The organism is Roseibium sp. SCP14, from assembly GCF_040329475.1.
Lineage (GTDB): Bacteria > Pseudomonadota > Alphaproteobacteria > Rhizobiales > Stappiaceae > Roseibium.
The window spans coordinates 45,926-69,990 of the sequence record NZ_JBDZYH010000009.1 but is presented as its reverse complement, the minus strand read 5'-3'; the positions used below and the strand labels follow the sequence as shown (position 1 = coordinate 69,990).

Genomic DNA, 24,065 nt, shown 5'->3' with positions numbered 1-24,065 from the left:
CCGAGCAAATAGTTACGGTTGTTGTCCCCGCAACCTTCAACACCGTAACAAATCCAGAAGCTTCGCGTCGCCCGGTCAAGGAGACACGTACCTGCTTGACCGGGATTTTTTTGAAGCCTGTTTCGTTACCATTTGATTGAAACCACTTGGATAACGCAGCGTCGCCTGACATCACCACTTGGACCATGCATCCTGACCGGCCATTCACCTAAAAGGTTGATGCAACAATCTCGCGGCTCCTTCAGGCGCCGAGATTGCCCGACAATCCAGAGCCAACGCCGCATAGACTGGAAGCAGGTATAATTCAACTGGCACTACCCAAATGAGCACGATCAGACATGCCAAGCGTGTCCCACCTTTTCGTTGGCGACATGGATCAAGAAGCCTTCCTTCTCTCGGCTACCAAAGATCGGAAGTCTTTTAAGGCTATATCCAGCTGCCTCCTGGAAATCCGTGAGGCTGTGAAGAACGTGCTGGTTGATGTGATGGATCGGCCCCCGAGATTCCAACCTGGTTCCCAATTAACCCTCGAAAACCATTTCTTTGATCATGGGATTAGGCCCAGCAGAAAATCCGCCGTCCACGAGAAGGGCTATGCCGCTTATGAAGGCGGTTTCGTCAAACCCTAGAAAGACACCGCGTTAGCAACACCTTCCGGCTTCCCAATCCGTCCAAGAGGAAACCATCGGGCCATTTTCTCGAATGCTTTTGGATCTTATTCTTGCCGGATCGCCCAGGTCAGTGCATCGGCTTGAGTAGAGGCCGGCACCATAGTGTTCCACCGAGTTCCGTATTTGCCATACTCGGTTGCCACAGCCTTCGTGAGATTGATAATTGCCGACCTTGCGGCGCTATAGGTGGGCTTCCCACAATACAATTCGGCGTTAGTGGATGAGATGTTGATTATCACCCCACCGCCGGCAGCTTTCATCAAAGGTACGACAGATCGGATGCCATGGTAAGTGCCATTTAAATTGACGTCTATTTCCTTGTGTCAGACGTCCAGCGAAATGGCCTCAAGGTTTTCCGCGATCGTGAATGCCGCGTTGTTCACCAGCACATCAATTGTGCCGAATTCATCTTGAACTCGCTGTATCCCAGGATTGACAGCCTCAGGATTTGTAATGTCAGCATGAACATAGGTCGCGCTGGTTCCACCCTCGATCGGTTCATCTCTGACCTTTTTTCCCTTGTCGTCATCGATATCAAAGATCGCGATGGCGGCACCATCGTGGACGAGTTGCGCTTCGATTGCGCGGCCAATGCCGGTTCTTACTCCTGTCACTAGGACCAATTGGAAGAAGGTCGACCGGATCTGTCGGGAAGAGCGTCTCACGGTGCGCAAACGTGGTGACCGGAAACGAGCCCTGGGGACGCGAGTGCCGAAATCCGCCAATCACCGCTGGTCCCACGATTTCGTGTCTGATGCCCTGATTGATGGTCGCCGGTACCGAGCTGACGTGACACGCCATGCTCAAATGGCATCAGGACCGTGGTGTGGAATGGCACTACATTGCCCCGTTAAGCGATGCAAAACGGTTTTGTCGGGAGTTTCAATCGGCGCTTGAGAGACGAATGTCTCAACGAACACCCATTCCGCAGCTATCGCCACGCCCGTGAAATTATTGAAGACTGGAGGAACGACTACAATCTGAACCGACCGCATACGAACTTGGCCGGGCTCAACCCATCCGAATTCGCAACAAGGATCACACCGTGAACGGAGCTAACTCATGAACGAGGATATTCAGGGGGTAGGTCATGACCGCCAGTTCAAAGGTCAGCAGCGACCCGAAATCCTGTGTTCGACGCAGAATTGTCCGGTTCGCTCGGTGTGCGTGAATGTACGTGGTACCGGTCACAGTAGCTGACGTGACAGAGGAAGGATCCGCCGCGCTGGATGCGCGCGTAGCCATTGGTGGGACCGGTTGGATTGCCTTCGGGTATGCGACTGGGGGGCGGCCGCGAACCGTAGAAATCCGACACCCACTCCCAAACGTTTCCGGTCATGTTGTAAAGCCCGTAGCCATTTGGCGAGAAGCTTTTAGCCGGGGCGGTGCCTATGAATCCATCCTCGCAGGTGTTCTCGTACGGGAAACTTCCCTGCCAGACATTCATTGCATGACCGCTGGACGGCACCAATTTATTGCCCCATGGAAACTTTTTCCGTTTTAATCCGCCCCGCGCTGCAAATTCCCACTCCGCTTCCCGTGCCAAGCGCTGCCCTGCCCAACTGGCGTAGGCCAATGCATCATACCAGCACAAATGCACAGCCGGATGATCGGCCCTCTCACGCCAGGAACTTCCAGGTCCTTCCGGTGCGCACCAGCTCGCGCCCGCGACATGACGCCACCACGGCAAGCCTGGCGGGTGCTGAGGATATCTTTTCAGGTCTCTTAGGAACAGTTGGAAGACGAAACTCCACCCCTCCCGTTCGGCAACCGTGCGATAACCCGTGGCGTTGACGAAACGCGCATAGTCTGCATTTGTGACAGCGACCGGCGAGATCAGGAAATCGTCAACCCTTACCTTGCGGAATGGGCTGTCGAGGTCTTCGGCATGTGTCGATTTCCGAGTCCCCATCTCGTAGACACCGCCGGAGATCGTAACAAGACGCGACCGAAGTTCCTCGCGAACATCCGGTGCAGCCGCCGGCACGGACATGGCGTACAAATGGTGCGATCGCGCGTCGGCCGTTGAGGTCCTTAGACCAGAGCAGCAGGATTTGACCCTGGGTTTCAATAACATGATCAGTATTCTGTCTGAAATGAATCCATGAAGAACAGCTATTCGACCGCGCCGTTTGATCTCAGCGGGCTTGTGCCGCCCAGTTTCGAGTATGGTACTGGCTTGCGATACGCCACTCTCGTAACTGGTCCAGGAACTGACGCTTGATCGCCACTGAATCTGGATCATTCCAGAGATCGATGTTTTCTTCCGGGTCGGCCGTCAAATTGAAGAGCTGCCCATAGCTTTCGCCAAGAAAATGGACCAGTTTCCAATCCTCGCTCCGGACCATTGTCATGAAGTCATTGTCACGAAAATTGCCGTCGCGTGCCTGCTCACAATAGACATATTCCCGCCCTTGCCACGTATCACCCGCCAGTGCCGCGCCGACGCTCCGGCACTCCAATGTTCCCGGAACCTCGATACCCGCATATTCAAAGAGAGCCGGCACGATGTCGAACTGCTGCATCTGCCCCGCAATTCGTTGACCAGAAATTGCCCGTCCTGGAGCCCAGACGATCATGGGCACTCTGGTCACCTGATCGTACATTGTCCATTTGTGCCCAAGGCCATGATCACCAAGGCAGTCACCGTGGTCTGATGTGAAAACGACGATTGCATTTTCCAGGTAACCGTTGCGCTCCAAGGCATCGAGTATTTCGCCGATCTGCTCGTCGATTAACGAGACATTGCCTAGGTAATACGCCCGCTGCAATCGGCGTTGCTCGTCGGTTGGATCGAGCAATTGCACCACGGAGTCGTGATCGTGCTGAGAATCGTGGATGCGTTTTCGTTTCAATGGTTCCGGCTGTTCAGCCAGCGCCGACGGGACGACTTTCGCGATATCCAGATCCTTGTTCAAGTATTTGTCGCTAAACCGCTTCGGCGGGTCGAATGGCGGATGAGGTCCGGGGAACCCGATTTGCAGAAACAGGGGCTCGGCGGGTGGATAATCGTTCTGCCAACCCTCGCGCGGATAGCTCTCGATCCACCATTTGGCCAGTTTCCCGACGAACATGTCAGATTGCATGTCCTCGTCGAGTTCCCAGTCAAATGCGCCCATGCGCTGACGATAGTCGGGACGCTGGCGGTAAAGTTCCCGCTGTTGCTTTGTCAGCCCCCGCGCCGCCAGAGCCCTGTCCCATTCGTCGAAGTAATATCGCCCTTCCTTGTATCGGTCCTTGTTCTCAACGTTGTAACGTTCGTGAAAACCAGCCGGTGTGTCGAAGGGCCAAGTGTGCATCTTGCCAATGTTGACACAGCGGTAACCGGCGGCGGCGAAGTCCTCGATCCAAGTTCTCGTCCATCGGTCCGCATTTCTCAGAATTCCGGTCGTGTGCGGAAAGTATCCGGTGAATAAACTGGCTCGGGAGGGAACGCACGACGCGCCGGTCACGAAACAGGAATCGAAACTGGTTCCTTCGGTGACAAGCCTATCCAGATTGGGTGTGTCCATGAAGGGGAAACCGAGCGCGCCGATCGTGTCGTAGCGCTGCTGATCCGTAATGATGAAAATTATGTTGGGCCGGGCCGATGCCATCAACACATCCTTTCAATGGGTATTGGTGTCGGTCGGACGACTGGAAAGTCACCGCGAATGATTGCAGCGTGCCACCCGTGACCCATGTCGACAAGTTAAATTACGTGCCATTGATATAACACATTGGAATATGATTGGATCGGCGGCTTCGGTTTGCAGCTATTCAATCGGCAGGACCACCTTCTCCTCGATCATGCGGGCACCAGTCTTTCGCAGTTCTTCGATAAGCAGGCGCGCAGCAGCGGAAAGGAAACCAGTCCGCCGTGTCGTTATGCCTACGCTTCGCGTCAGTGTTAGTTCCGGAACTGGAAGAGCAACCAACCCGCTCAGCCTGCTGTCACCGATAATCTGCGTCGGATGCCATCCGATCAAGTCGCTGTTCTGAATGACACCCGCTGCGAAGAGAGTTGAATCCGACACGAATTTCGGCCTCGGAGGTTCAAGGTTGGCTGCCAGGAAAAACGCTTCCAGCTGCTGACGCCCGGGATTGTCCGCTTCGGGCAGTATCCAGTCGTAGCCTAGTGTATCGCGGGCTGTCAGATGTTCTTTCGACGTGAGAGGATGATCAACGCGCACTGTCGGATGTATCTGGTCGCGATAGAGCGGCTCGTGCACGAGCCGCGGTTCCGTCGTGCCTTGTGGCACCATGGAAACACCTATGTCCAGTTTACCCTGGATAAGATCAGGCATGATGTGGTCAAACAGTTCTCCGACGACCTGCACTTCCGTATCGGGGCTCTTTTCAGACAACGCCACGCAAGCACGGGACAGGAGGTGCAGTCGCATGCTGGAGCCGGCGCCGACGAAGACCTTTCCGCTTGCACCCGTTTTCATCGCCTCTATCGACTGCCTGGCCTGCAGCACTTCCTCATTGATCAAACTGGCATGCGAGTAAAGAAGCTCGCCGTATGCTGTTGGGCTGATACCGCGCGGCAACCGGTCAAGAAGTTTTATGCCGAGTTCGACTTCCAACCGCTGAAGCGATTTGCTCAACGCCGGCTGCGTTACATTCAGCTTTTCTGCGGCCCGGGCGAGACTTCGGCACTCGACAGCAGTGATGAAATAGCGAAGGCGTACGAGATCCATTCAACCTCCCCTGATATGACTATTAGTTATTGATTTAGGCTCAAATTGAACTTGTAGTCAATCATTGGCGATGTCAGCATTTGCCTAATCGAGCGTCAAAGGCTGCGAAAATGGTCAGCCAGGGTGAGGTGTGATGCGTGCGGTATTTGTCCTGTTTGATACGTTGAATCGGCTTGCAATTCAGCCGTATGGCGGTACCTTGGACACACCCAATTTTCAGCGCCTGGCGCGCCGTGCCGTAACCTTCGATCGTCATTACGCAGGAAGCCTGCCTTGCATCCCTGCGAGGCGCGACATTCAAACAGGCCGGCTGAATTTCATGCACCGTTCGTGGGGGCCGCTCGAGCCGTACGACAATTCATTTGCCCAATGCCTGAGCCGACATGGCGTCTATACCCACTTGGTGACCGACCACGATCACTATTTCGAAGACGGCGGATCAGGGTATGTCACCAAATATGACAGCTGGGACTTTGTCCGTGGACAGGCCAGCGATAAATGGGCGCCGATCGTGGCTCCACCGCTCTGCCGCTATTCTGACACTTATGACGATAGGCACTACGAGCTAAGCAAACTGCCGCTAGGCAGTACGACCTACACGGAAGGAAGCTCCCCCTACGTGGCATGGCGATCTCTGCAAACGGTAAAGAACCGCGAGGTGTATTCAGCCGACGAGGCAAATTATCCGAGCGCGAAGTGCTTCGACGCCGGCATCCGGTTTCTCGAAGAAAACCGTTTGGCAGACAACTGGTTTCTTCAAATCGAGACCTTCGATCCACACGAACCCTTTGTCGCTCCCGACCGTCTGAAATCTGTCGGGAATACCTGTAGCGGCAAGGTTCTGGATTATCCGAGGTATTTGAAAGTTAGCGAGACGCCCGAAGAAATTCGGGAAATACGAGAAAATTACCATGCGTCGGTAAAGTTCTGTGACGAACACCTTGGCCGATTGCTGGACTATTTCGACCACTATGGACTTTGGGAAGACACGGCGCTGATCGTCACTACGGATCACGGTTTTCTGTTGGGAGAGCACGATTGGTGGGGAAAGAACCGAATGCCCCACTACGAAGAAATCTCACATATTCCGCTCATGATCTGGCACCCGGAGTTTTCTGGCAAGCAGGCTGGCACCCGTAGCGGTCATTTGACCCAGACTCCAGACCTGATGCCGACCTTCCTTTCGCTTTTTGGCTGCAAGGTGCCGCAAGAAGTCACCGGTGCATCGATATTGGACAGAATCGTTGATCCCCTGAACGACCGTGCCGGTATGATCCTGGGAATGTTCGGCGGCCCGGTCTGCGTCACTGACGGCCGGTTCACGTATTTCCGCTACCCATGGAACGTCGATGGCGACGGCATATTCGAATACACGCTCATGCCATGTCACATGGCCGCGCCGTTCCAACCAGAAGAGCTGTTCGACGCGACACTTTCTGCACCCTTCCGTTTCACCAAGGGGATGCCCCTGCTGCGGGTGCCGGCGAGAAAGGACGCAAGGCGTCCACCCTCCCGCCACGACGTGAAGTTTCCCGACGCTGCCTCCGCTTTGTTCGATCTGGCTGCCGATCCATCGCAAGAAACGCCGATCAAGGACAAGGGAATCCAGGCTCGGCTACTTGATGTCCTCGCGAAGGAATTCGCGCGTCACGACACACCCCACGAAATGTATGACTATTACGAGCTACGAAGATGAAACTGGAAAAATTGACACCCGCATTGGCAGTGAGAGCGCTTTGATGTCCGCGAGCAGACCAAATATTCTGTGGTATTGCACCGACCAGCAGCGGTTCGACACGATCCGGGCTCTTGGCAACCCACATATCGCAACAACCAATCTGGACAGGATGAAAAACCGTGGCGTTGCCTTCCGGCAGGCTTACGCGCAAAGCCCAGTCTGCACGCCGAGCCGTGCATCCTTCCTGACCGGACGTTATCCGTCGAGCACACATGTGCACAGAAACGGTTGTTCGCACTTTCCTCAAAGTGAAACGCTTGTCACAAAATTGCTTGCAGACGCTGGATATGACTGCGGCCTCGTGGGAAAGCTCCACTTGGCGAGCGCAGCCGGCGGTATGGAACCCCGCGTAGATGACGGTTACCGCCTTTTTGAGTGGAGCCATCATCCGATGCCAGGCGCGGATTCCGACGACAACGCTTACCATAAATGGTTGCTGAATGAGAAAAATATCGACCCGAAGCAACTCTACGCGTCTGTCAGCGGTTTCTGCTGTGCCGGTGTTCCGGCCGAAGTCCATCAAACCACCTGGGCAACCGAACTGGCGCTAAGGTTCATTGACCAAAAGCGGAGCCAACCGTGGCTACTTTCGATCAATGTTTTCGATCCGCATCCACCCTTCGACCCACCCCGGTCTCATCTTGATCGGTACGATGCTTCCACGCTTCCGCCGCCGCTGTTCCGTGAAACTGATCTGGAGCGACAAAACGCGTTCCGACACGTGTCACAGCAGTCGACTGTGGCTGTCGATCCAAACGGGTCGGATCCCAAGATTCTGCACGATGTCGCACAAGCCGACACCGCAATGATCCCACCAACAAATTTCGACGGTAGGCAGGTCAAGGCAGCCTACTATGCGATGATCGAGCTGATAGACGAACAATTCGGCCGGATCGTGGAGCATCTGGACTCGACCGGACAACTTGAAAATACCCTGATCGTCTTCCACAGCGACCACGGCGAACTGCTAGGCGACCATGGTCTGCTCTATAAGGGCTGCCGGTTCTTCGAGGGCCTTGTCCACGTTCCGCTGATGTTCATGTGGAAAGGCCGCTTCGTCGAAGACCTTGAAAGCGATGCACTCGTCGAACTGGTCGATATTGCTCCCACATTGCTGGAGGCTGCCGGCTGCGAAGTGCCGGACTCGATGCAAGGCAAGTCCCTGATGGGAATTCTGACGGGCCAAAAACAACCGGATTATCACAAATCCATCGTTGTCTCTGAATTCAACGACGCGCTCGGATCGGCGAAAGAGTACCAGCCGACCCACGCCACGATGAGTTTCGACGGACGAATAAAGGTCATCGTCTATCACGACCTAAACCTGGGAGAAATCTTCGATTTGGAGAAAGATCCGGGCGAGTTCTCGAACCTTTGGGACTCACCGGAACTGGCAGACGTAAAGCCTGAACTTCTGGTGAGGCATATGGACGCCGTCATGGCAACCAGTTGGGCGGGGATTGAACGCGTCGGGCGGTTTTGAACGGCATCGACAGACACTGAAGGGAGAAGGACGAGCGGTGGCTTTCCGGCGCTCGACACTCAGGGAGGAAATAAGATGAAAATTCGAAATTCGCTAACTGGTGCGTATGGATTACGATCAAGCATCCATGACTGCGTCGTTGCCCTGATTCTGGCGGTAGCTGCATTTACATTGGTCGGGGCATCGGTTGCTCGGGCAGACGATGCGTGCCCAAAATACGGCGGCACATTCAAGACAGTCGACATCTCTTACTCAAATCTGGACCCCTCGCAAGTCGCCAACCCGCAATACTATATGCGGCTTCTCTATGACGGCTTGCTGGATTTTGACCACGATTTGAACGTTGTTCCCGGGCTTGCCGTGGACCTGCCCACGCGTGACGGTGAACGCTATGTGTTCAAGCTCCGCGACGACGTAAAATTTCACGACGGGTCCGACTTCAACGCCGAAGCGGTCAAGTTCAATGTCGAGCGTCTGATCGCCGGCGAAGTGCGGTCACCTCTCACTGGATACTGGAAGAAACAGCTGAAGTCGGTGGAAGTCATCGACGACCATACCGTTGCTTTCGTGCCTGCGGGAGAATGGCCGACCATGCTCTGGGACTTCGCGAGTTCGCTGCGGTTTGCATCGCCGGCCGCAGTTAAGGAACTGGGAGTGGATCACGGCCTGAAAGGGGCCGTTGGAACCGGTCCGTTCATGTTCAAATCGTTCCAACCGAAGAACCTGATGATTCTCGAGCGAAACCCGAATTACTACAAGGCGGGTCTGCCTTGTCTCGATGGTATTCAGGCCCGCGTGATAAAGTCCGGAAGCGTTCGTGCCTTGTCGCTGATCAAGGGTGACCTCGACATGATCAACACCTTTCCTGAGACCCAGTTTCCCCAGTTCCAAGGGTCCGGCGTCATCATTGACGAAGGAAAGTCATCTACCCTCACCGTGCTTGCGGTAAATACAAAGAATTCTGCGCTGGCTGACCTGCGCGTTCGGCAGGCTATTCAACACGCCGTCGACGGTAAGGAACTTATCGACAACGTCTATGCCGGTATGGGCGAGGAAATCGCAAGTATTTTCCCATCATGGCATCCTGCCTTTACTCTTGCCGAAGAGCTGTCTCCGGTACGACAGGACGTGGAAAAGGCAAAAGCTCTGCTTGCTGATGCGGGATATGGACCCGGCGGCAAGAAGTTGACGCTCCAGCTGTTGACGGGATCCGGTGGTGCGCATACGCAACGCGCCATCCTGCTGCAGGCACAGCTCGCCGACATAGGCATCGACTTGAAGGTTAAGAGCGTCGCGTATGCGCAAGTCCTCACTGATTTGCAGGCTGGGAACTACGAACTGATCCTGTGGCAGATGCTGGGGGGACCGGCCATCATTGACTACGCGTGGAATCTCTATGGGTCTGGCGGACCGAACAACTTCACTTTCTACAACGAGGAAGGCGGGTACCAGAACCCGCGGGCTGAGGAATTGACGTTGGAAATCGCGAAGTCAAACGAACCCAATGAAGTCCGTGCCCAGATCATCGAACTGCAGGACATCATATTCAATGATGTACCCGTGATTTTCCTGAACTGGCGCAATCATCGTACAGCCCGAACACCTTCCGTCAAAGACCTGGAGACAGCCAGACTGAAAGGTATGGAAGATCTCCGGAAAGTATGGCTCGACAGGTAGCATTCGACGGCGGCCGGTTCCCTGTTGCCGGCCGCTCACCGCAAATCATCCGGTTGAAGGCCGACGTCATCCATGTTTTTTAAATTTGTCATTCGAAGGGTGCTGTTTTCCATTCCCACAATTGTCGGGATTGTCACGGTGGCCTTCCTGCTCGGAAAACTGATCCCGGGCGATCCCGCGGTCGCGGCCTTGGGACTGGACCTCGATGGTGCCTCCACCGTGTCTCAGGAGGAACTGGAGCGCGTTCGAACCGAGCTCGGTTTGGATCGACCGGTGATCGTTCAGTATATGTCCTGGTTCGGAGATGCGCTTCAGGGCGACCTTGGCAGATCCTCGGTCAATCGAGAGTCAGTCACGGCGCTAATCTTGCGCGCTTTCCCGAACACGATGTTTCTGCTTCTCACGACAATTTCCACGGCCGCCCTGATCGGGATCTCACTTGGTGTCTTTTCGGCTCTCCATCGTGGCAAATCGGCTGACCTGGTCGCAAGACTGGTCACGATCATCGGCGTCAGTACTCCACCGTTCTGGCTGGCCTTGGTTCTCATTCTCGTATTCGCGTTCAATCTGAACCTGTTTCCGATGAACGGTTCGGTGGCCGAGCACGGCTGGATCGCGCTGGTGCTGCCCACGGCGTCAATCGCCCTTCAGCCGGCCGCGCTGATTGCGCGCATGAGCCGTTCAAGCATGCTGGAGGTGCTCTCGCAGGACATGATCCGCACAGCTACCGCAAAGGGGCTCAGCCGCTGGAGAATTATCCTGCGGCACGGGCTTCCCAACGCCTTAAGTCCGGTTATCACCGTGATCGGATTTCAGTTCGCCAATCTGATGGGCGGCGCAGTTGCCATCGAAGTTCTGTTCGGCATGCCTGGATTGGGAAGCTTGCTGATCAATGCAATCTTCGAAAACGACCTGAAGGTCATACAGGGAGTGGTGGTGATCGTCGGAATTACCTTCGCCGTCACCAATCTTGCGGTCGACCTGCTCTATTCTGTTATCGATCCGAGGATCAAACTATGACGATTTCGTCCACTGCGGCTGCCGTCGACCAAAGTACATCTCCGAGTCTCAGATCCCGGTTCGCCAAGAACTTTGCTCGGTTTTTGAGCAGCCCCTTGAACTGTTTCAGCCTTGGCCTGACCACGCTTCTCTTTCTGCTCGCACTGCTGGCCCCGGTTATCGCCCCGTACCCCTATGAGCAGATCAATCCCGCCAACAGCCTGTCCCCGCCGACCTGGGAACACATTATGGGAACGGATCAGGTCGGTCGCGATATCTTTTCCCGGGTCCTCTACGGTGCGAGGATCTCACTTTCCATGGCGGTCATGACCATATTCGTCGGCTTGGCTTCAGGCGTGTTCGTGGGAGCGGTCTCCGGCTATCTTGGCGGCGTCGCAGATGAGGTCATCATGCGGGTGGTCGAGATCTTTATGTCGATCCCGGGCATCATACTCGCACTGGCTCTCGTCGCAGTGCTTGGTCCCAGCCCTCTTTTCATCGTCCTTGCGCTTTCCATCCGCCGGATAACACAGTTCGCTCGCGTGACGCGTGGCGCTGTCCTGGGGGTAAAAGCTCTCGACTACGTGGCGGCGTGCCGAGTGATAGGCATGAGCAACGTGAGAATTCTCTTCTTTCACGTCCTGCCCAACTGCATTGGTCCGATTATCGTCCTCGCAACCGTATTGATGGGTAACGTCATTTTGCTGGAATCGACGCTGAGTTTTCTCGGGCTTGGTATTCAGGAGCCGACCCCGAGTTGGGGAACCATGATCGCAGCCGGCAACGAACTACTGACTTTCGCGCCTTGGCTATCGCTGTTTCCCGGAGGGTTTCTTTTTCTGACGATGCTCGCTTTCAACCTTCTCGGGGACGGTGTGAGGGATCACCTCGATCCTCGCGGAGCAAGCGTGATCTAACGCGGATAGGTGAAAATGGACATGGATAAACCGATCCTTCAGCTTCAGGGGCTTCGAACCGAGTTCAAGACCGGTTCCGGTTGGGTCACTGCAGTGGACGACTTGAGCTACAGCGTGAACGCCGGCGAAACGCTGGGAATCGTCGGTGAATCGGGGTGCGGTAAAAGCGTTTCGTCCCTTTGCGTTCTAAGGCTGTTGCCGGAGCCCCCGGGGCGTATATCCGGTGGCGAAATCTGGTATGGCGGAGAGGATCTTACAAAGGTTGCCGAGACAAGGATCCGGGATATCCGGGGGAACGAGATCGCCATGGTTTTTCAGGAGCCCATGACGACACTCAATCCGCTTATGACAATCGGTACGCAACTTTGCGAGCCCATCATGAAACATCAGGGGCTGAGCAGAAAAGACGCTATGCAACGGGCTCATGAGCTTCTGCAGCTCGTCCGGATCCCAGATGCTCGGCATTGGTTGAAGGGATATCCTCACGAGATGTCCGGAGGGATGCGGCAGCGTGTGGTTATTGCAATGGCGCTGGCCTGCTCGCCAAAGGTTCTGATTGCTGATGAGCCGACCACTGCACTCGATGTCACGATACAGGCGCAAATACTTGCCCTCCTGAAGGAACTGCAAGACAGGCTTGGCATGGCGGTGATCATGGTCACACATGATCTCGGCGTGATCGCTGAGATTGCCGATCGTGTCGTGGTTATGTATGCCGGCAGCAAAGTCGAGGAAGCCACTGTCGAAGATTTATTCGCAAGACCCCGGCATCCATATACGCATGGCCTTTTTCGGGCGATACCTGACATTGACAGCATTACTTCAAGCGAAGGTGCCCCCACCAGGCTTGAAGAGATCCCGGGCATGGTTCCGGCGCTGGACGCCATGCCCTCCGGCTGCCCTTTCTCCACTCGTTGCCCATTTGTCATCGAACGCTGCCTCGCGGAACGGCCAATCCTGGAGGAAAAAGCCCCCGGACATTTCGCAGCTTGTTTCAGGGAACTGTCATGAACGTTGTTCTGCAAGAACCTCCGCTTCTGGAGGTCGTCGATCTGAAAACCCATTTTCCAATTCGCGAAGGTCTGTTGGGCAACACAACGGGCCACGTCCATGCCGTGAACGGTGTCTCTTTTACGCTCGGTAAGAACGAAACCCTTGGCTTGGTCGGCGAGAGCGGCTCCGGCAAGTCAACGCTTGGGAAATCGATCCTACGCCTGGTGGAACCGACGAGCGGCGATGTCAGACTTCAGGGAGAGAGCATTGTCCGATTGTCAAAGAAGCAAATGTTCCGCCATCGCCGTCAGGCACAGATGGTCTTTCAGGATCCGTACTCGTCTTTGAACCCGCGAATCCCCGTAGGGCAGATCGTAGCTGAAGCAATGTCCGTGCACGGCCTGGCACCGGCAGCCGAGATCCGCGAAAGGGTAGAGGAACTCTTTGGACGTGTCGGCCTCCGGCCGGCTCAAACTTTGTGTTATGCAAACGAGTTTTCTGGCGGCCAGAGACAACGCATCGGGATTGCGCGCGCCTTGGCGCTGAATCCCAGCTTGATTATCGCGGATGAACCGGTTTCGGCCCTTGATGTTTCTGTTCAGGCTCAGGTGATCAACTTGATGATGGACCTGCAGCAGGAATTCGGCCTGTCTTATCTTTTCATTGCACACGATTTGGCAGTGGTTGCGCAGATCTCTCGACGGATCGCTGTCATGTATCTCGGCCGGCTGATGGAAATGGCGGATAGGAATGAACTGTTCCGGAATGCGCAGCACCCATACACCGAAGCATTGCTAGCCGCTATTCCGATTGCCAATCCCTCGAAAACACGCGCACCTGGAAAGGTATTGCAAGGGGACATTCCAAGTCCCCGGAAATTGCCATCCGGCTGCGTGTTCCATGCAAGATGCCCCATTGCAGTAGAGCGCTGCAAGGTCGAAGTTCCTGAGTTTCGTGAAATCGGTTCAGGTCATTCCGTAGCGTGCCATCTGAGAGGCTGAAACCAAGTCATTGAAAACGGTACGTATCGAGATCCGCCTGGCGGGCATTCAACCTGTATTCAACTGAACCTTTTTGCGAAAGGACACGCGATGGCCGCAAGAAATAACACAATGAGTTGTGCAATTTGCCTCGAGCCTGGCAAATTGGAGCTACAATCCAGGCCTCTCCCGACAGAAGCCAACGACGGGTGGTTACTTGTTGATATTGCCGCAGTCGGCATCTGCGGAACCGACTACCACATCTTCCAGGGCAAACATCCTTTTCTCGCCTACCCGAGGGTAATCGGACATGAATTGTCGGGCACGATCGCCGCGGGGCCGCGGGCCGGTGAGTTGGTGGTGGTGAATCCATACTTATCGTGCGGAACTTGCAGGGCCTGCGGACGCGGAAATCCCAATTGCTGCTCGCACATCGAGGTTCTTGGAGTCCATCGGGACGGCGGAATGTGTGCCCGAATAGCCGTTCCCGAACAGAATCTTTATCCTGCGGCGGGCTTGACGCCCCAACAGGCCGCCATGGTTGAATTCCTTGCCATTGGCGCCCATGCGGTCGCCCGTTCCGGTATCGGAGCGGGCGATCTCGTGCTTGTAACCGGAGCCGGACCAATCGGTCTCGGAACCGCAATATTCGCCCAATTGGCCGGAGCTGATGTCCACATCATGGATCTGAGCGATATTCGGCTTGCACTTGCCGGGGAACATTTCGGATTCCGCGAATTGCATAAGCCAGGCAGCCATCTTATGACGGGCAAAATCGCGGATGGATTCGACGCCGTTTTTGACGCAACCGGCAACTCTAAGGCAATCGAAGCCGGGTTCCCGCTGGTTGCCCACAGCGGCAGCACAGTTCTGGTCAGTGTCGTCAAGGACGACATAACCTTCGCCGACTCTGAGTTCCACAAACGCGAGGCCCGAATTATTGGCTCGCGGAACGCTCTCAAATCCGATTTCGAGCGTGTTATGAACGCCATGCGCGGGGGCGATATTCCCACAGATGCCATTGCATCGGAAACTGTTATGCTGCAGAACCTGCCCGGCAGATTCCCCGACCTGGTCGAAAACCGCGATCATCTCGTCAAAGTCCTAGTGACCCCGTGATAAACACCCTTCTGTCATAATCGCCAAACTGGTGGTGTCGCTTGTCAGTTAAACGCAAGAAAGCGGCAGATTGGAGAAGCCTGCCTTAGTTCCGCTGATAACAGTCGCGGCCCTTTCTGCCTTGTGTGATGGATTTCACGATCAACGAAAAGACACCTTGGCGATCGCGCACGATGTTCACATGCGTAGCGTGACCTCAGGCCAACCCGAAATACGCCACGTTGATCGTCTGATCACCACGGCGTGTTCGAGGGAGAGTTGCCTTTCATTTCGCTCGAGATTAGATACAGCAAAAAAGCTTTTTGGAATGCCGTACCGGCATAGTTGGTTCCGTAGAGCACTTGTTTCCCCGCTGCACTATTGTGCCTGTCTTGAGGATTTGAGTATGTGCGGAGCTCAATGTGATGAAGGTACCGTCGCCTAAGGTTACTGATGGTAGAGCAAAACACGTTAACCTCCCTCAAATTTGACACCAACTTGTTGCCGAAAAAGCAGCAATACGCGTTTATTCGTGAGCAACTGTTCGACTCGGCGGGTTATGAAGTTGATCGCCCCGGACCTGTTGATCGCCCGTTTAGCCTCAATGGCGAATACAACAGAACTCCGAAACTCTGGATTTACAGATACCAGTGCAATACGCCGTGCTTCTTCCACAGATCGGAGCGTGGCATGGTGCGCAGGGAGATGAACGCCATTGGAGTGCATTACCGGCTTAAAGGAGAAGATCTGTCGACACCGCTTTCCGAAGGTTCGGCGCCTACGAGGACGGGGAACCTGCGTTCACTCGACACTGAGCGACCGTTTTCCTACCAGCATAAAGGGGTGACGGCTTACACGTTGAATCTGCACCGGAAGAAGGTTCAGGAAGAGATTCCTGGAATCTCGCAGCTACACAACATGGTCTTGCGAGATAGCCCGGTCACCAGAATACTCAAAACTGCAATTTCTGGTGTGTTCAGCGAATTGAAACACGCGGATGATCGCGAAATCGAAACGCTTTCTGAAACGCTCTATCGTCTCACTGTCGACGCGTTCAGACATCAGTGGATACAGGAACTCGAAACGCGCGAAATTAGAGGCGAAACCGTCCTTTTCACGGTTGTAGATTTTATCCATCAGAACTTCCATCGTCGTGACCTGACACCGGAAGTGATTGCCAAGGCAGTCGGAATATCACGTTCTAAATTGTACCAGATTTGCCAGCAAATGGATACGCCTCAGCGCCTTATTCGATTGATACGATTGGAAAAAGCCGCGGACCTGCTAAGGGCCGATGCCAACTGCAATATTGGTGACGTTGCCTACAAAACAGGTTTCTCTACTCGCCCGGTATTTTCCCGAGCGTTCATGGAGCGCTACGGCGTTTCCCCGACAGATTACCGCGAAGGGATACGGGAAAAATTGCCTGAGTTTCAAAGACTAATCCTACCGACCGAAAATGCATGGGAAAGACTTAGGGCTGCGCTACAGGTGACGGCATTGGGTTGACGCCGGGATAACGGGTTCCTCCCTGGACCTGCAGCAAGGCTAGCATATGTGAGTTATGAAACTCGCAACAATGGAGTTCCCCCGGTTTGATGGACGGTTATAGTCTTATAGACTCCAGCCCTTCAGCGGTGCTCCTTTCGTAGTTGATCGGTGATTTGTATCCCAAAGCCGAGTGCCTACGCGCGGGGTTGTACCAACCTTCGATGAACTCGAAGCAGGCGACACGCGCCTCTGCCTTTGTTTTGAACTTGCGGCGGTCGAGCAGCTCGCATTCGAGCGTGGCGAAGAAGCTCTCACACATCGCATTATCATAGCAATCACCGACTGATCCCATTGAAGGACGCACGCCCATTTCCTTACAACGCAAGCCAAATGCCACGGACGTATATTGCGATCCCTGGTCGCTGTGATGAATGACGCTGTCGGGTTTGCGTTGTGTCACCGCCATGTTCATGGCGTCGATGACGAGCTGCGCTTTCTGGTCATTGTCCATGGCCCAACCGATAATGCGACGGCTGAAGGCATCTAGCACCACTGCCAGATACAGAAAGCCCGCCCAGGTCGGTACATATGTGATGTCCGCGACCCAAAGCACATTCGGTGCATCGGCATAAAAGTTCCGGTCGACCAGATCACTTGCAGGTCTGGCACGTGGATCACGCTTGGTCGTGACCGCAAACTTGCGGCGGCTGACACCCCTCAGCCCTTTCGCCTTCATAAGACGTTCAATGCGCTTGCGACCCACTTGGATGCCTTCATCCATCAACTCAGCGTGGATGCGTGGTGCACCATAGGTTTGCTTTGGCGCATCATGAATGGCGGCGGTCCGATCGGCCAGCACCTCATCGGCCAGCTGTCGATTGCTGGGCAGGCGGCTGTGATAGGCATAGAACCCGCTGCGGGATACTCCAAGCGTGCGTGACATCAACTGGATAGAATACTCGGCCTGGTTCGCGGTCATGAACTTGAAGACCTCCGCGATGTCACGTCGTTTTGTGCAAACCAGGCCGCGGCCTTTGACAGGATATCCCGTTCCTGACGGAGTTGTTTCACTTCACGACGCAACTGGCGAAGTTCTTCCAGCTCGGTGCTCGTCAAACGATCATCGCTCTCGCCGGCATCCGCACCGGCCTGTTTAATCCAGCCATGAATAGTCGCGGCACACGGTTCATACTCCCGCGCCAGACTCTCAACACTGCACCCGGACCGCGCCAGCCCCACTAACTGATCCCTAAATTCCGTAGGGTACGGGTTCCTCGTTCTCGGCATGAAAAACACCTTCTGTCAAAATCGAAAAAGTGTCCATCAAACCGAGAGAACTCCACAATTCCTGCCAACTAAAAGCACCGCTTTTAACAGCTCTAGGCCCGCTCCAAGTCCAGTCTTTTGCCTTTGCCATTTGCGTCTCCAAAGCGACAGCAGGATGGTTCAAAAAAAAGACCGAACCGCATTGAATTTGAATGAGAGCGGCTGCCGTCCTGCGAGGTGGCGTTCTCGTCGAATCTTTAGGCTGAATCCTACCTAATCACTGTATCGGTCAGGGCTGAGTTTTCCTGATCTTTCGACCAGCATTCACCTGTACCCGGTATCCAGCGCAGCGCGAGATTCAATCCGTTCATAAATGGTATCGCTGCGTCCAACTCCGCAAATGCCCGCTCGAAACCCAATCGGTTCTACGGCAATGGATTTACTGGTTCGGATATTGATCCGGTACATGAGGGGTTCGGGATGCGGTGCAGCAAGTCATCTTTCAGTCGCATAAGAGGCGGCAACACTGGGTCACACAACCTTGCTGTGGCGACTTGGTTTTTGCCTGAGGACACGCGATGAGCGATGTTCTCAGCGAACAATTTCAGTCTGACGCAGCCGCTGAAAACAACAAAGCGGGTTCTTCTCCGACGACACCCAAAGTTGACTACTCGGTCTCAGCGGGTCTGGCTGACCGGCTTGGAGGGCTTGGGCTGTCCATCGCCTTTACCTCCTACCAGTCGGGGGTCCTTTACATGGTGGGGGTCAAGCCGGTTGGAGGGATCAACATCCATCAGATGGCTTTCCCCCGACCCATGGGCATTCACCGTCATGGGGCGCATGGCTTGTCGCTGGCAGCAGATGATCAAATCCTGCACCTGCAGAACGTGCTGGATCCGCAGGAGCGCGTGAACAATCTGTTCGACGCCGCCTTCATGCCGCGTCAGAGCGAATTTACCGGGCAGCTTGATCTGCACGACCTTGGCATCGATGCCGCAGGCAAGGCGATCTTCGTCAATACGCGATACAATTGCCTCGCAACGCCGGACCCGCGCCATAGCTTTCGTGAGGTCTGGCGCCCCCCGTTCATATCATCGCTGGTGGATGAGGATCGTTGCCACCTGAACGGGCTGGCGATGAAGGACGGGCACCCCCGATATGTCACAGCTGTCAGCCGTTCGGATACGATCGACGGCTGGCGCGACCGGCGTGCGGATGGCGGCATCGTTATTGACGTCGAGACGGGAGACATCGTTTGCGACAACCTGTCGATGCCGCATTCACCGCGATGGCATGACGGACGGTTATGGCTGCTGAATTCCGGGCGTGGCGAGTTGGGCACAGTGGAATTCGACCGGAACGGCAAGGGTCGTTTTGAGCCGCATGTATTTTGTCCCGGTTTTGCCCGTGGTCTGGCCGTGCATGGTCGTTACGCCTTCGTCGGCCTGTCCAAGCCCCGTTACAAGCGGTTCGAGGGGCTGGAGCTTGAGGCTCGCCTGAGCAAGGCCGACAGCGCGCCGTGGTGCGGAATCCAGATAATCGATCTTGAGACCAAAGCTTGCGTGGACTGGCTACGGATAGATGGCGCGGTGGCTGAGCTCTACGACCTCGAGCTTCTACCTAGTCATCTCTGCCCAATGGCAGCGGCACCCGGCACCTCTGAGGCCGCAACGCTGATCACCCTGCCGAAGCAACCGACGAAAACTCAACAATAAAATCAAAATTGATACGGACATAATGAGTAAGATAAATCAAAGCACGAACCTGCCACACCATCGAGCAATACTTCTACGTGGCGGCCGGATGACAAAGTATAAGGGGCAAGTGGCAAGTTACGCGCCAGCATTGGGGCGCGTGCTTTCAGGCGTTTCTGCGGCGGCACTTGGCGCGACCACGTTACTGACTGCAGGCTCTGCACTTGCGGGTAGCTGTGGCCTGGAAGTCCCCGGCATTTACTTGTGTTCCGGGCCTGCTGATCCGATCAACGACACCAGTGTGACAATCATCAACGGCGCGCCCATATCTGTAGAAACGCTTCCTGGCTTTGGCATTGAGCCTTTCAATTCCGCAAACGCCATTGACCTGTTCAGTAATGCGGGCGTGACCTTTACCGACAACAATGAGTCAACAATCATTTCGCGGAGCAATGACGCGCTTCGAGCTGTCGTTTATGGCGGTGGCGATGTGACGGTGACCACGACCGGTACGCTTAGCGGCGCACGCAACGGTATCTACGCTCGAAACTACGGTGTATTGTCGCCAGGGAGCCTCTCAATCACAGCGGCGAATGTCAGCGGTGCGGCGGATGATGGGATTCATGCCAGAAATGACCGTGGAACAGACCTTTCAATCACAACCTTCGGGATTGTTTCAGGGGAGCGGTCCGGAATCTTCGCCCTAAACACCGGTAGCGGTGCGACGACAATCTCGGTGGCAGGTGTCTCCGGCAACACAACCGGTGATGGCATTTCAGCAACGAATTCCGGTACCGATCTTTCCATCACTGCAACTGACCGGGTCTTCGGTAGCGATCGGGGGATTGCAGCCACAAATAATGGCAGCGGCGCTTTGACGATTTCTGCTACGGAAGTCACCGGAGGTTCCAGCCATGGCATCTTAGCCCAAAATAGGATTAGCGGGGACCTGTCAATTGTCACGTCCGGGCACGTTTCAGGCGGCTTATCTGGCATCCTCGCTCAAAATACCGGTAGCGGTGCGCTGTCAATTTCGACGGCAAGTGTCACCGGAGGTGTAACAGGGGAAGGCATTTCCGCGTTGAATACCGGCACCGATCTTTCCATCACTGCAACTGATCGGGTTATCGGAGGCAATCGGGGGATTGGGGCTGTAAACAATGGCAGCGGTGCATTGACGATTGCTGTTGAAGAGGTGATCGGCCAGGGAGTCGAAGGAATTTCTGTCCAGAACAGTGGTTCCGATCTGACCATTACGGCGTCCGGACCGGTTCAGGGCAACACCGTCGGTATCGACGCATACAACGATGGCACGGGAGCCCTGACAATCACAACTGCGGACGTCACGGGTACCAACAGTTTTGGGATAAGGGCAGAAAATCACGGCTCCGGCACCAGCATGTCGATTACGGCATCGGGCACCGTGACGGGTGCCAGTGATGCGATACACGCAAGTAGCCGCGGAACTACCGGCGGTGTAACGATCGACGTCGGAGACGCGATCAGCACAAATGATGGGTTCGGGATCAATGCCCGCAATTATGGCAGAGGATCGCTGGTGATCTCTGCGGCCAATGTCACCGGAACCGCCAACAATTCGGGTATCTCCGCCATTAACAGAGGCTCCGATCTTTCGATCACGACAAGCGGGCTGGTGACAAGTGGCGGGCGAGGGATTTTCGCGAGAAACACTGGCACCGGCGATTTGACCCTTTCGGTCGCGGATGTGACATCAACCCGCCAAAACGGGCTGAACCTGAATAACTATGGTGCGAACCTGTCGGTCACATCCACTGGCACGATCAGCGGTGCTTTGCACGGGATTCAGGTACGAAACGACGGCTCCGGAGCCCTGACGATTGCAGCGAAGGATGTCACCGGAACCTTGGGTAGTGGCATCTATGCCCAAAACTCTGGCACGGATCTTTCAATAACATCGTCGGGAGCCGTGTCAGGTGGGTCGTTCGGGATGTACGCGCGCAACGATGGCAGTGGAGCGCTGACGATTGCGACGTCGGACGTCACTGGCACGGCCGGGGAGGGAATGCTCCTTTATAATGGCTCCTCAGGAACAGACTTGTCGATCACCGCTTCGGGGACAGTCACTGGCACTACCGGACTTTCAGCCATTAACCGAGGCAGCGGTGCGCTGACGATTTCGTCGGCAGACATCACTGGCACCAATGGCAACGGTCTATTAGCACAGAACGAAATTGGTACCGATCTTTCAGTCACATCCACTGGTATGATCAGCGGCGCTAGAAACGGGATATACGCGCGCAACGACGTCAGTGGTTCGTTGACGATTGAAGCCGCAAATGTCAGCGGTCAACAGTATGGCATCCACGCCCGGAACTTTGGTTCAGGCCTGACATCGGTTACCGTGTCCGGCGCCGTTTCAGGGGGTACTGGTGCCGGGATTGTGACCCGGGCGACCAGCGGGCCGAGCGTGATTACACTCAACAGCGGTGCGTCGGTCTCTTCCGTGTCTGGCGAGGCGATTGTCAATGGTGATGGCGGCAATAGCTATGTCATTCTGCGGTCGGGATCAGCGATTGCCGGTGCAGTGCTGCTGAGTGACGGTACCGACGCGCTGACGATTGAAGGGGGCGCAGATATCAGCGCGGCAACCCTGTTCGACGGCGGTGATGGCACGCAAGATGCCGTGACCTTTTCGGCCTTCAACGGCAATTTCGACGGCGCTCTGTTCACCAATTGGGAAAACCTGACAGCAGACAATGGAAGTATCCTGTCTCTGGACAGTTCAGCAGCAGATATTAACTCTCTAGCGGCAAACAACGGATCGACCATCGCAGCAGGGGAGGCAAACCTGTCCCTGAGCAGCAACCTGCAGATTGACGCGACAAGCCGTTTCCGGGCCGGGTTTGGTGGATCGGGTGCGGTCGTTGTTGGCGGTGACGTCAGCAACGATGGCCTCGTCAGCTTGATGGATGGGCACGGGGGTGATCGCCTGACCATTGGCGGCGATCTGTCGGGGTCTGGCACTGTGGCGCTTGATGTCGATTTTGATGCCGGAACCAACGACCAGTTGATTGTGACCGGCGACAGTACAGGCGCACAACAGGGCCTGCTGGTTCAGAAATCCGGTACTCTTGCAAATCTTCAAACTTATGCGCTTGCCTCGGTCTCCGGCATGAGTTCTGCCAGTGACTTCCGGCTAGTGAACGGTGATTTCGTGACCAAAGGCGGAGAAACCGCAATCGTCGGCGGCGCCTATACCTTCCTGCTCGACTACGATCCGGCAACCGGTGAATTCCTTCTTTCCCCCTTCGCAGCGAACGGTGGGGTGAACCTGAATCCAAATCGTGCGTTCCTTGCGGCTGGCGTCCAGCAGTTCAGCGATCAGATTGCATTGGGCGGAGCGCTGCGTCGACTGACCGGCAGAACCGGGGCTGAGGATGCCGAAACCGTCAGTCGGTCCCTGATCGAACTCAGTTCTACCGATCAACCACTGTTCTGGCTGAACGCAGAAGGTGGGCGCGACCGCTACACCACTGGTGATCGCACCAACGAAACGACCAGCGGGGGCTTGCGTGTCGGCGCCAGCCTGCCATTTGCCGAGATCGGCAACGGTTCTCTGATCGGTGGATTTGAGTTCGGTGCAACAACGCTTTCGACAAAAAGCGAAACGCCGTTGGCGGACGGCACGATTGACACCGACGCCTATGATGTGACGCTGAGCGGGTTGTGGCTGGCTGATAACCAACTCTATCTGGATGGCCAGGTGCGTTATGCGATCTTCGACAGCACGACCAGAGCCGCTGGTGGCCAGGAGGTCGATACGGATGGGGATGGTTATGCCACCTCAATCGAAGTTGGCAAGGTTTTCGCCCTTAATAATGGGCTGAACCTTATTCCCCAGGCGCAACTTCTCTACAGCAAAGTCGATTCCGACGATCTCAACGATGTTTCAAGCGGGGCCACTGGAACGGTCTCTGACGGCGATACGCTGAGCACGCGATTAGGTCTGCGGGCCGAGCGTGAGTTCGGCACCAGTGTCCTCTTTGGTCAGGTCGACTACTACCACGCGTTTGATGATGAAACGTCCGTGTCATTTGGAAGTGACACGGTTCTGACCGAACGCGGCAGGAACAACGTCGAGCTGACACTGGGTGGCCTCATGGACATAACGGCAAACACCATGTTGTTCGGAGAAATGTCCGCCCAGACCGGATTTGGCAGCAGCTCTGACGACTATGGCGTTGCTGGCCAACTGGGTTTCGAATTCCGGTTCTGAATCATCTTCCACGAGATAAAAACGGTGCCGACCCCCCTTGAACCGTCTTTCGTGGGCCACCGCATCGCTCGCGCACACCCCTACTCACGGGCAAAGGTGGCTCACAACCAATTTACCG

14 protein-coding genes and 3 pseudogenes are annotated in these 24,065 nt (G+C 55.4%); 12 read left to right on the top strand and 5 right to left on the bottom strand.

Features of this window, described 5'->3' with window-relative positions; genetic code table 11:
* Positions 1 to 715: 715 nt before the first annotated feature.
* Positions 716 to 1,285 (bottom strand): annotated as a pseudogene (locus tag ABLQ08_RS27020) (SDR family NAD(P)-dependent oxidoreductase).
* Between the two features lie 7 nt (positions 1,286 to 1,292).
* Here ABLQ08_RS27020 and ABLQ08_RS32675 point away from each other — a divergent pair.
* Positions 1,293 to 1,720, top strand: a pseudogene (locus ABLQ08_RS32675) (integrase core domain-containing protein); the annotation flags it as partial.
* 53 nt (positions 1,721 to 1,773) lie between these two features.
* Here ABLQ08_RS32675 and ABLQ08_RS27010 read toward each other — a convergent pair.
* The 3 genes from ABLQ08_RS27010 to ABLQ08_RS27000 all read right to left on the bottom strand — a co-directional run bounded on the left by ABLQ08_RS27010 (position 1,774) and on the right by ABLQ08_RS27000 (position 5,353).
* Entirely contained in the window at positions 1,774 to 2,664 is an 891-nt protein-coding gene (locus tag ABLQ08_RS27010; RefSeq protein WP_352948995.1) for a formylglycine-generating enzyme family protein, read from the bottom strand.
* Between the two features lie 145 nt (positions 2,665 to 2,809).
* Positions 2,810 to 4,267, bottom strand: coding sequence for a sulfatase family protein (locus tag ABLQ08_RS27005; RefSeq protein WP_352948992.1), 1,458 nt, complete (start codon positions 4,265 to 4,267; stop codon positions 2,810 to 2,812).
* Between the two features lie 159 nt (positions 4,268 to 4,426).
* Complete coding sequence (locus ABLQ08_RS27000) at positions 4,427 to 5,353, bottom strand: LysR family transcriptional regulator (RefSeq protein ID WP_352948989.1); 927 nt, start codon at positions 5,351 to 5,353, stop codon at positions 4,427 to 4,429.
* Between the two features lie 133 nt (positions 5,354 to 5,486).
* Between ABLQ08_RS27000 and ABLQ08_RS26995 the strand changes: the two genes are divergently transcribed.
* The 9 genes from ABLQ08_RS26995 to ABLQ08_RS26955 all read left to right on the top strand — a co-directional run bounded on the left by ABLQ08_RS26995 (position 5,487) and on the right by ABLQ08_RS26955 (position 16,747).
* Positions 5,487 to 7,049: a sulfatase gene (locus ABLQ08_RS26995; protein ID WP_352948986.1), complete on the top strand. Its 1,563-nt coding sequence runs from the start codon at positions 5,487 to 5,489 to the stop codon at positions 7,047 to 7,049.
* 43 nt (positions 7,050 to 7,092) lie between these two features.
* Positions 7,093 to 8,574, top strand: a complete 1,482-nt coding sequence (locus ABLQ08_RS26990; protein WP_352948984.1) for a sulfatase family protein — start codon at positions 7,093 to 7,095, stop codon at positions 8,572 to 8,574.
* A gap of 75 nt (positions 8,575 to 8,649) precedes the next feature.
* Positions 8,650 to 10,251 (top strand): ABC transporter substrate-binding protein, encoded by a 1,602-nt coding sequence (locus tag ABLQ08_RS26985; RefSeq protein ID WP_352948981.1) that lies wholly within the window; start codon positions 8,650 to 8,652, stop codon positions 10,249 to 10,251.
* 72 nt (positions 10,252 to 10,323) lie between these two features.
* Positions 10,324 to 11,271 (top strand): ABC transporter permease, encoded by a 948-nt coding sequence (locus ABLQ08_RS26980; RefSeq protein ID WP_352948980.1) that lies wholly within the window; start codon positions 10,324 to 10,326, stop codon positions 11,269 to 11,271.
* Positions 11,268 to 12,167 carry an ABC transporter permease gene (locus ABLQ08_RS26975; protein ID WP_352948977.1) on the top strand — a complete coding sequence of 300 codons (900 nt, stop codon included), beginning with the start codon at positions 11,268 to 11,270 and terminating at the stop codon, positions 12,165 to 12,167. The genes ABLQ08_RS26980 and ABLQ08_RS26975 overlap by 4 nt, the downstream gene beginning before the upstream one ends.
* Before the next feature lie 21 nt (positions 12,168 to 12,188).
* The gene (locus ABLQ08_RS26970) at positions 12,189 to 13,178 is read left to right on the top strand and encodes an ABC transporter ATP-binding protein (RefSeq protein ID WP_352948974.1); all 990 of its coding nucleotides are present in this window, start codon (positions 12,189 to 12,191) and stop codon (positions 13,176 to 13,178) included.
* On the top strand, positions 13,175 to 14,161 hold the full coding sequence (locus ABLQ08_RS26965; protein ID WP_352948972.1) for an ABC transporter ATP-binding protein: 987 nt from the start codon (positions 13,175 to 13,177) through the stop codon (positions 14,159 to 14,161). Before ABLQ08_RS26970 ends, ABLQ08_RS26965 begins: the two co-directional genes overlap by 4 nt.
* A gap of 90 nt (positions 14,162 to 14,251) precedes the next feature.
* A complete protein-coding gene (locus tag ABLQ08_RS26960; RefSeq protein WP_352948970.1) occupies positions 14,252 to 15,259 on the top strand; it encodes a zinc-binding alcohol dehydrogenase family protein in 1,008 nt (335 codons plus the stop codon).
* A gap of 432 nt (positions 15,260 to 15,691) precedes the next feature.
* On the top strand, positions 15,692 to 16,747 hold the full coding sequence (locus ABLQ08_RS26955; protein WP_352948967.1) for a helix-turn-helix transcriptional regulator: 1,056 nt from the start codon (positions 15,692 to 15,694) through the stop codon (positions 16,745 to 16,747).
* A gap of 97 nt (positions 16,748 to 16,844) precedes the next feature.
* Here ABLQ08_RS26955 and ABLQ08_RS26950 read toward each other — a convergent pair.
* Positions 16,845 to 18,016, bottom strand: a pseudogene (locus tag ABLQ08_RS26950) (IS3 family transposase).
* Between the two features lie 557 nt (positions 18,017 to 18,573).
* On the opposite strand from ABLQ08_RS26950, the gene ABLQ08_RS26945 reads away from it, so the two are divergent.
* Positions 18,574 to 19,710 carry a TIGR03032 family protein gene (locus tag ABLQ08_RS26945; protein WP_352948964.1) on the top strand — a complete coding sequence of 379 codons (1,137 nt, stop codon included), beginning with the start codon at positions 18,574 to 18,576 and terminating at the stop codon, positions 19,708 to 19,710.
* Between the two features lie 88 nt (positions 19,711 to 19,798).
* Entirely contained in the window at positions 19,799 to 23,947 is a 4,149-nt protein-coding gene (locus ABLQ08_RS26940; RefSeq protein WP_352948962.1) for a beta strand repeat-containing protein, read from the top strand.
* The last annotated feature ends 118 nt before the right edge of the window (positions 23,948 to 24,065 follow it).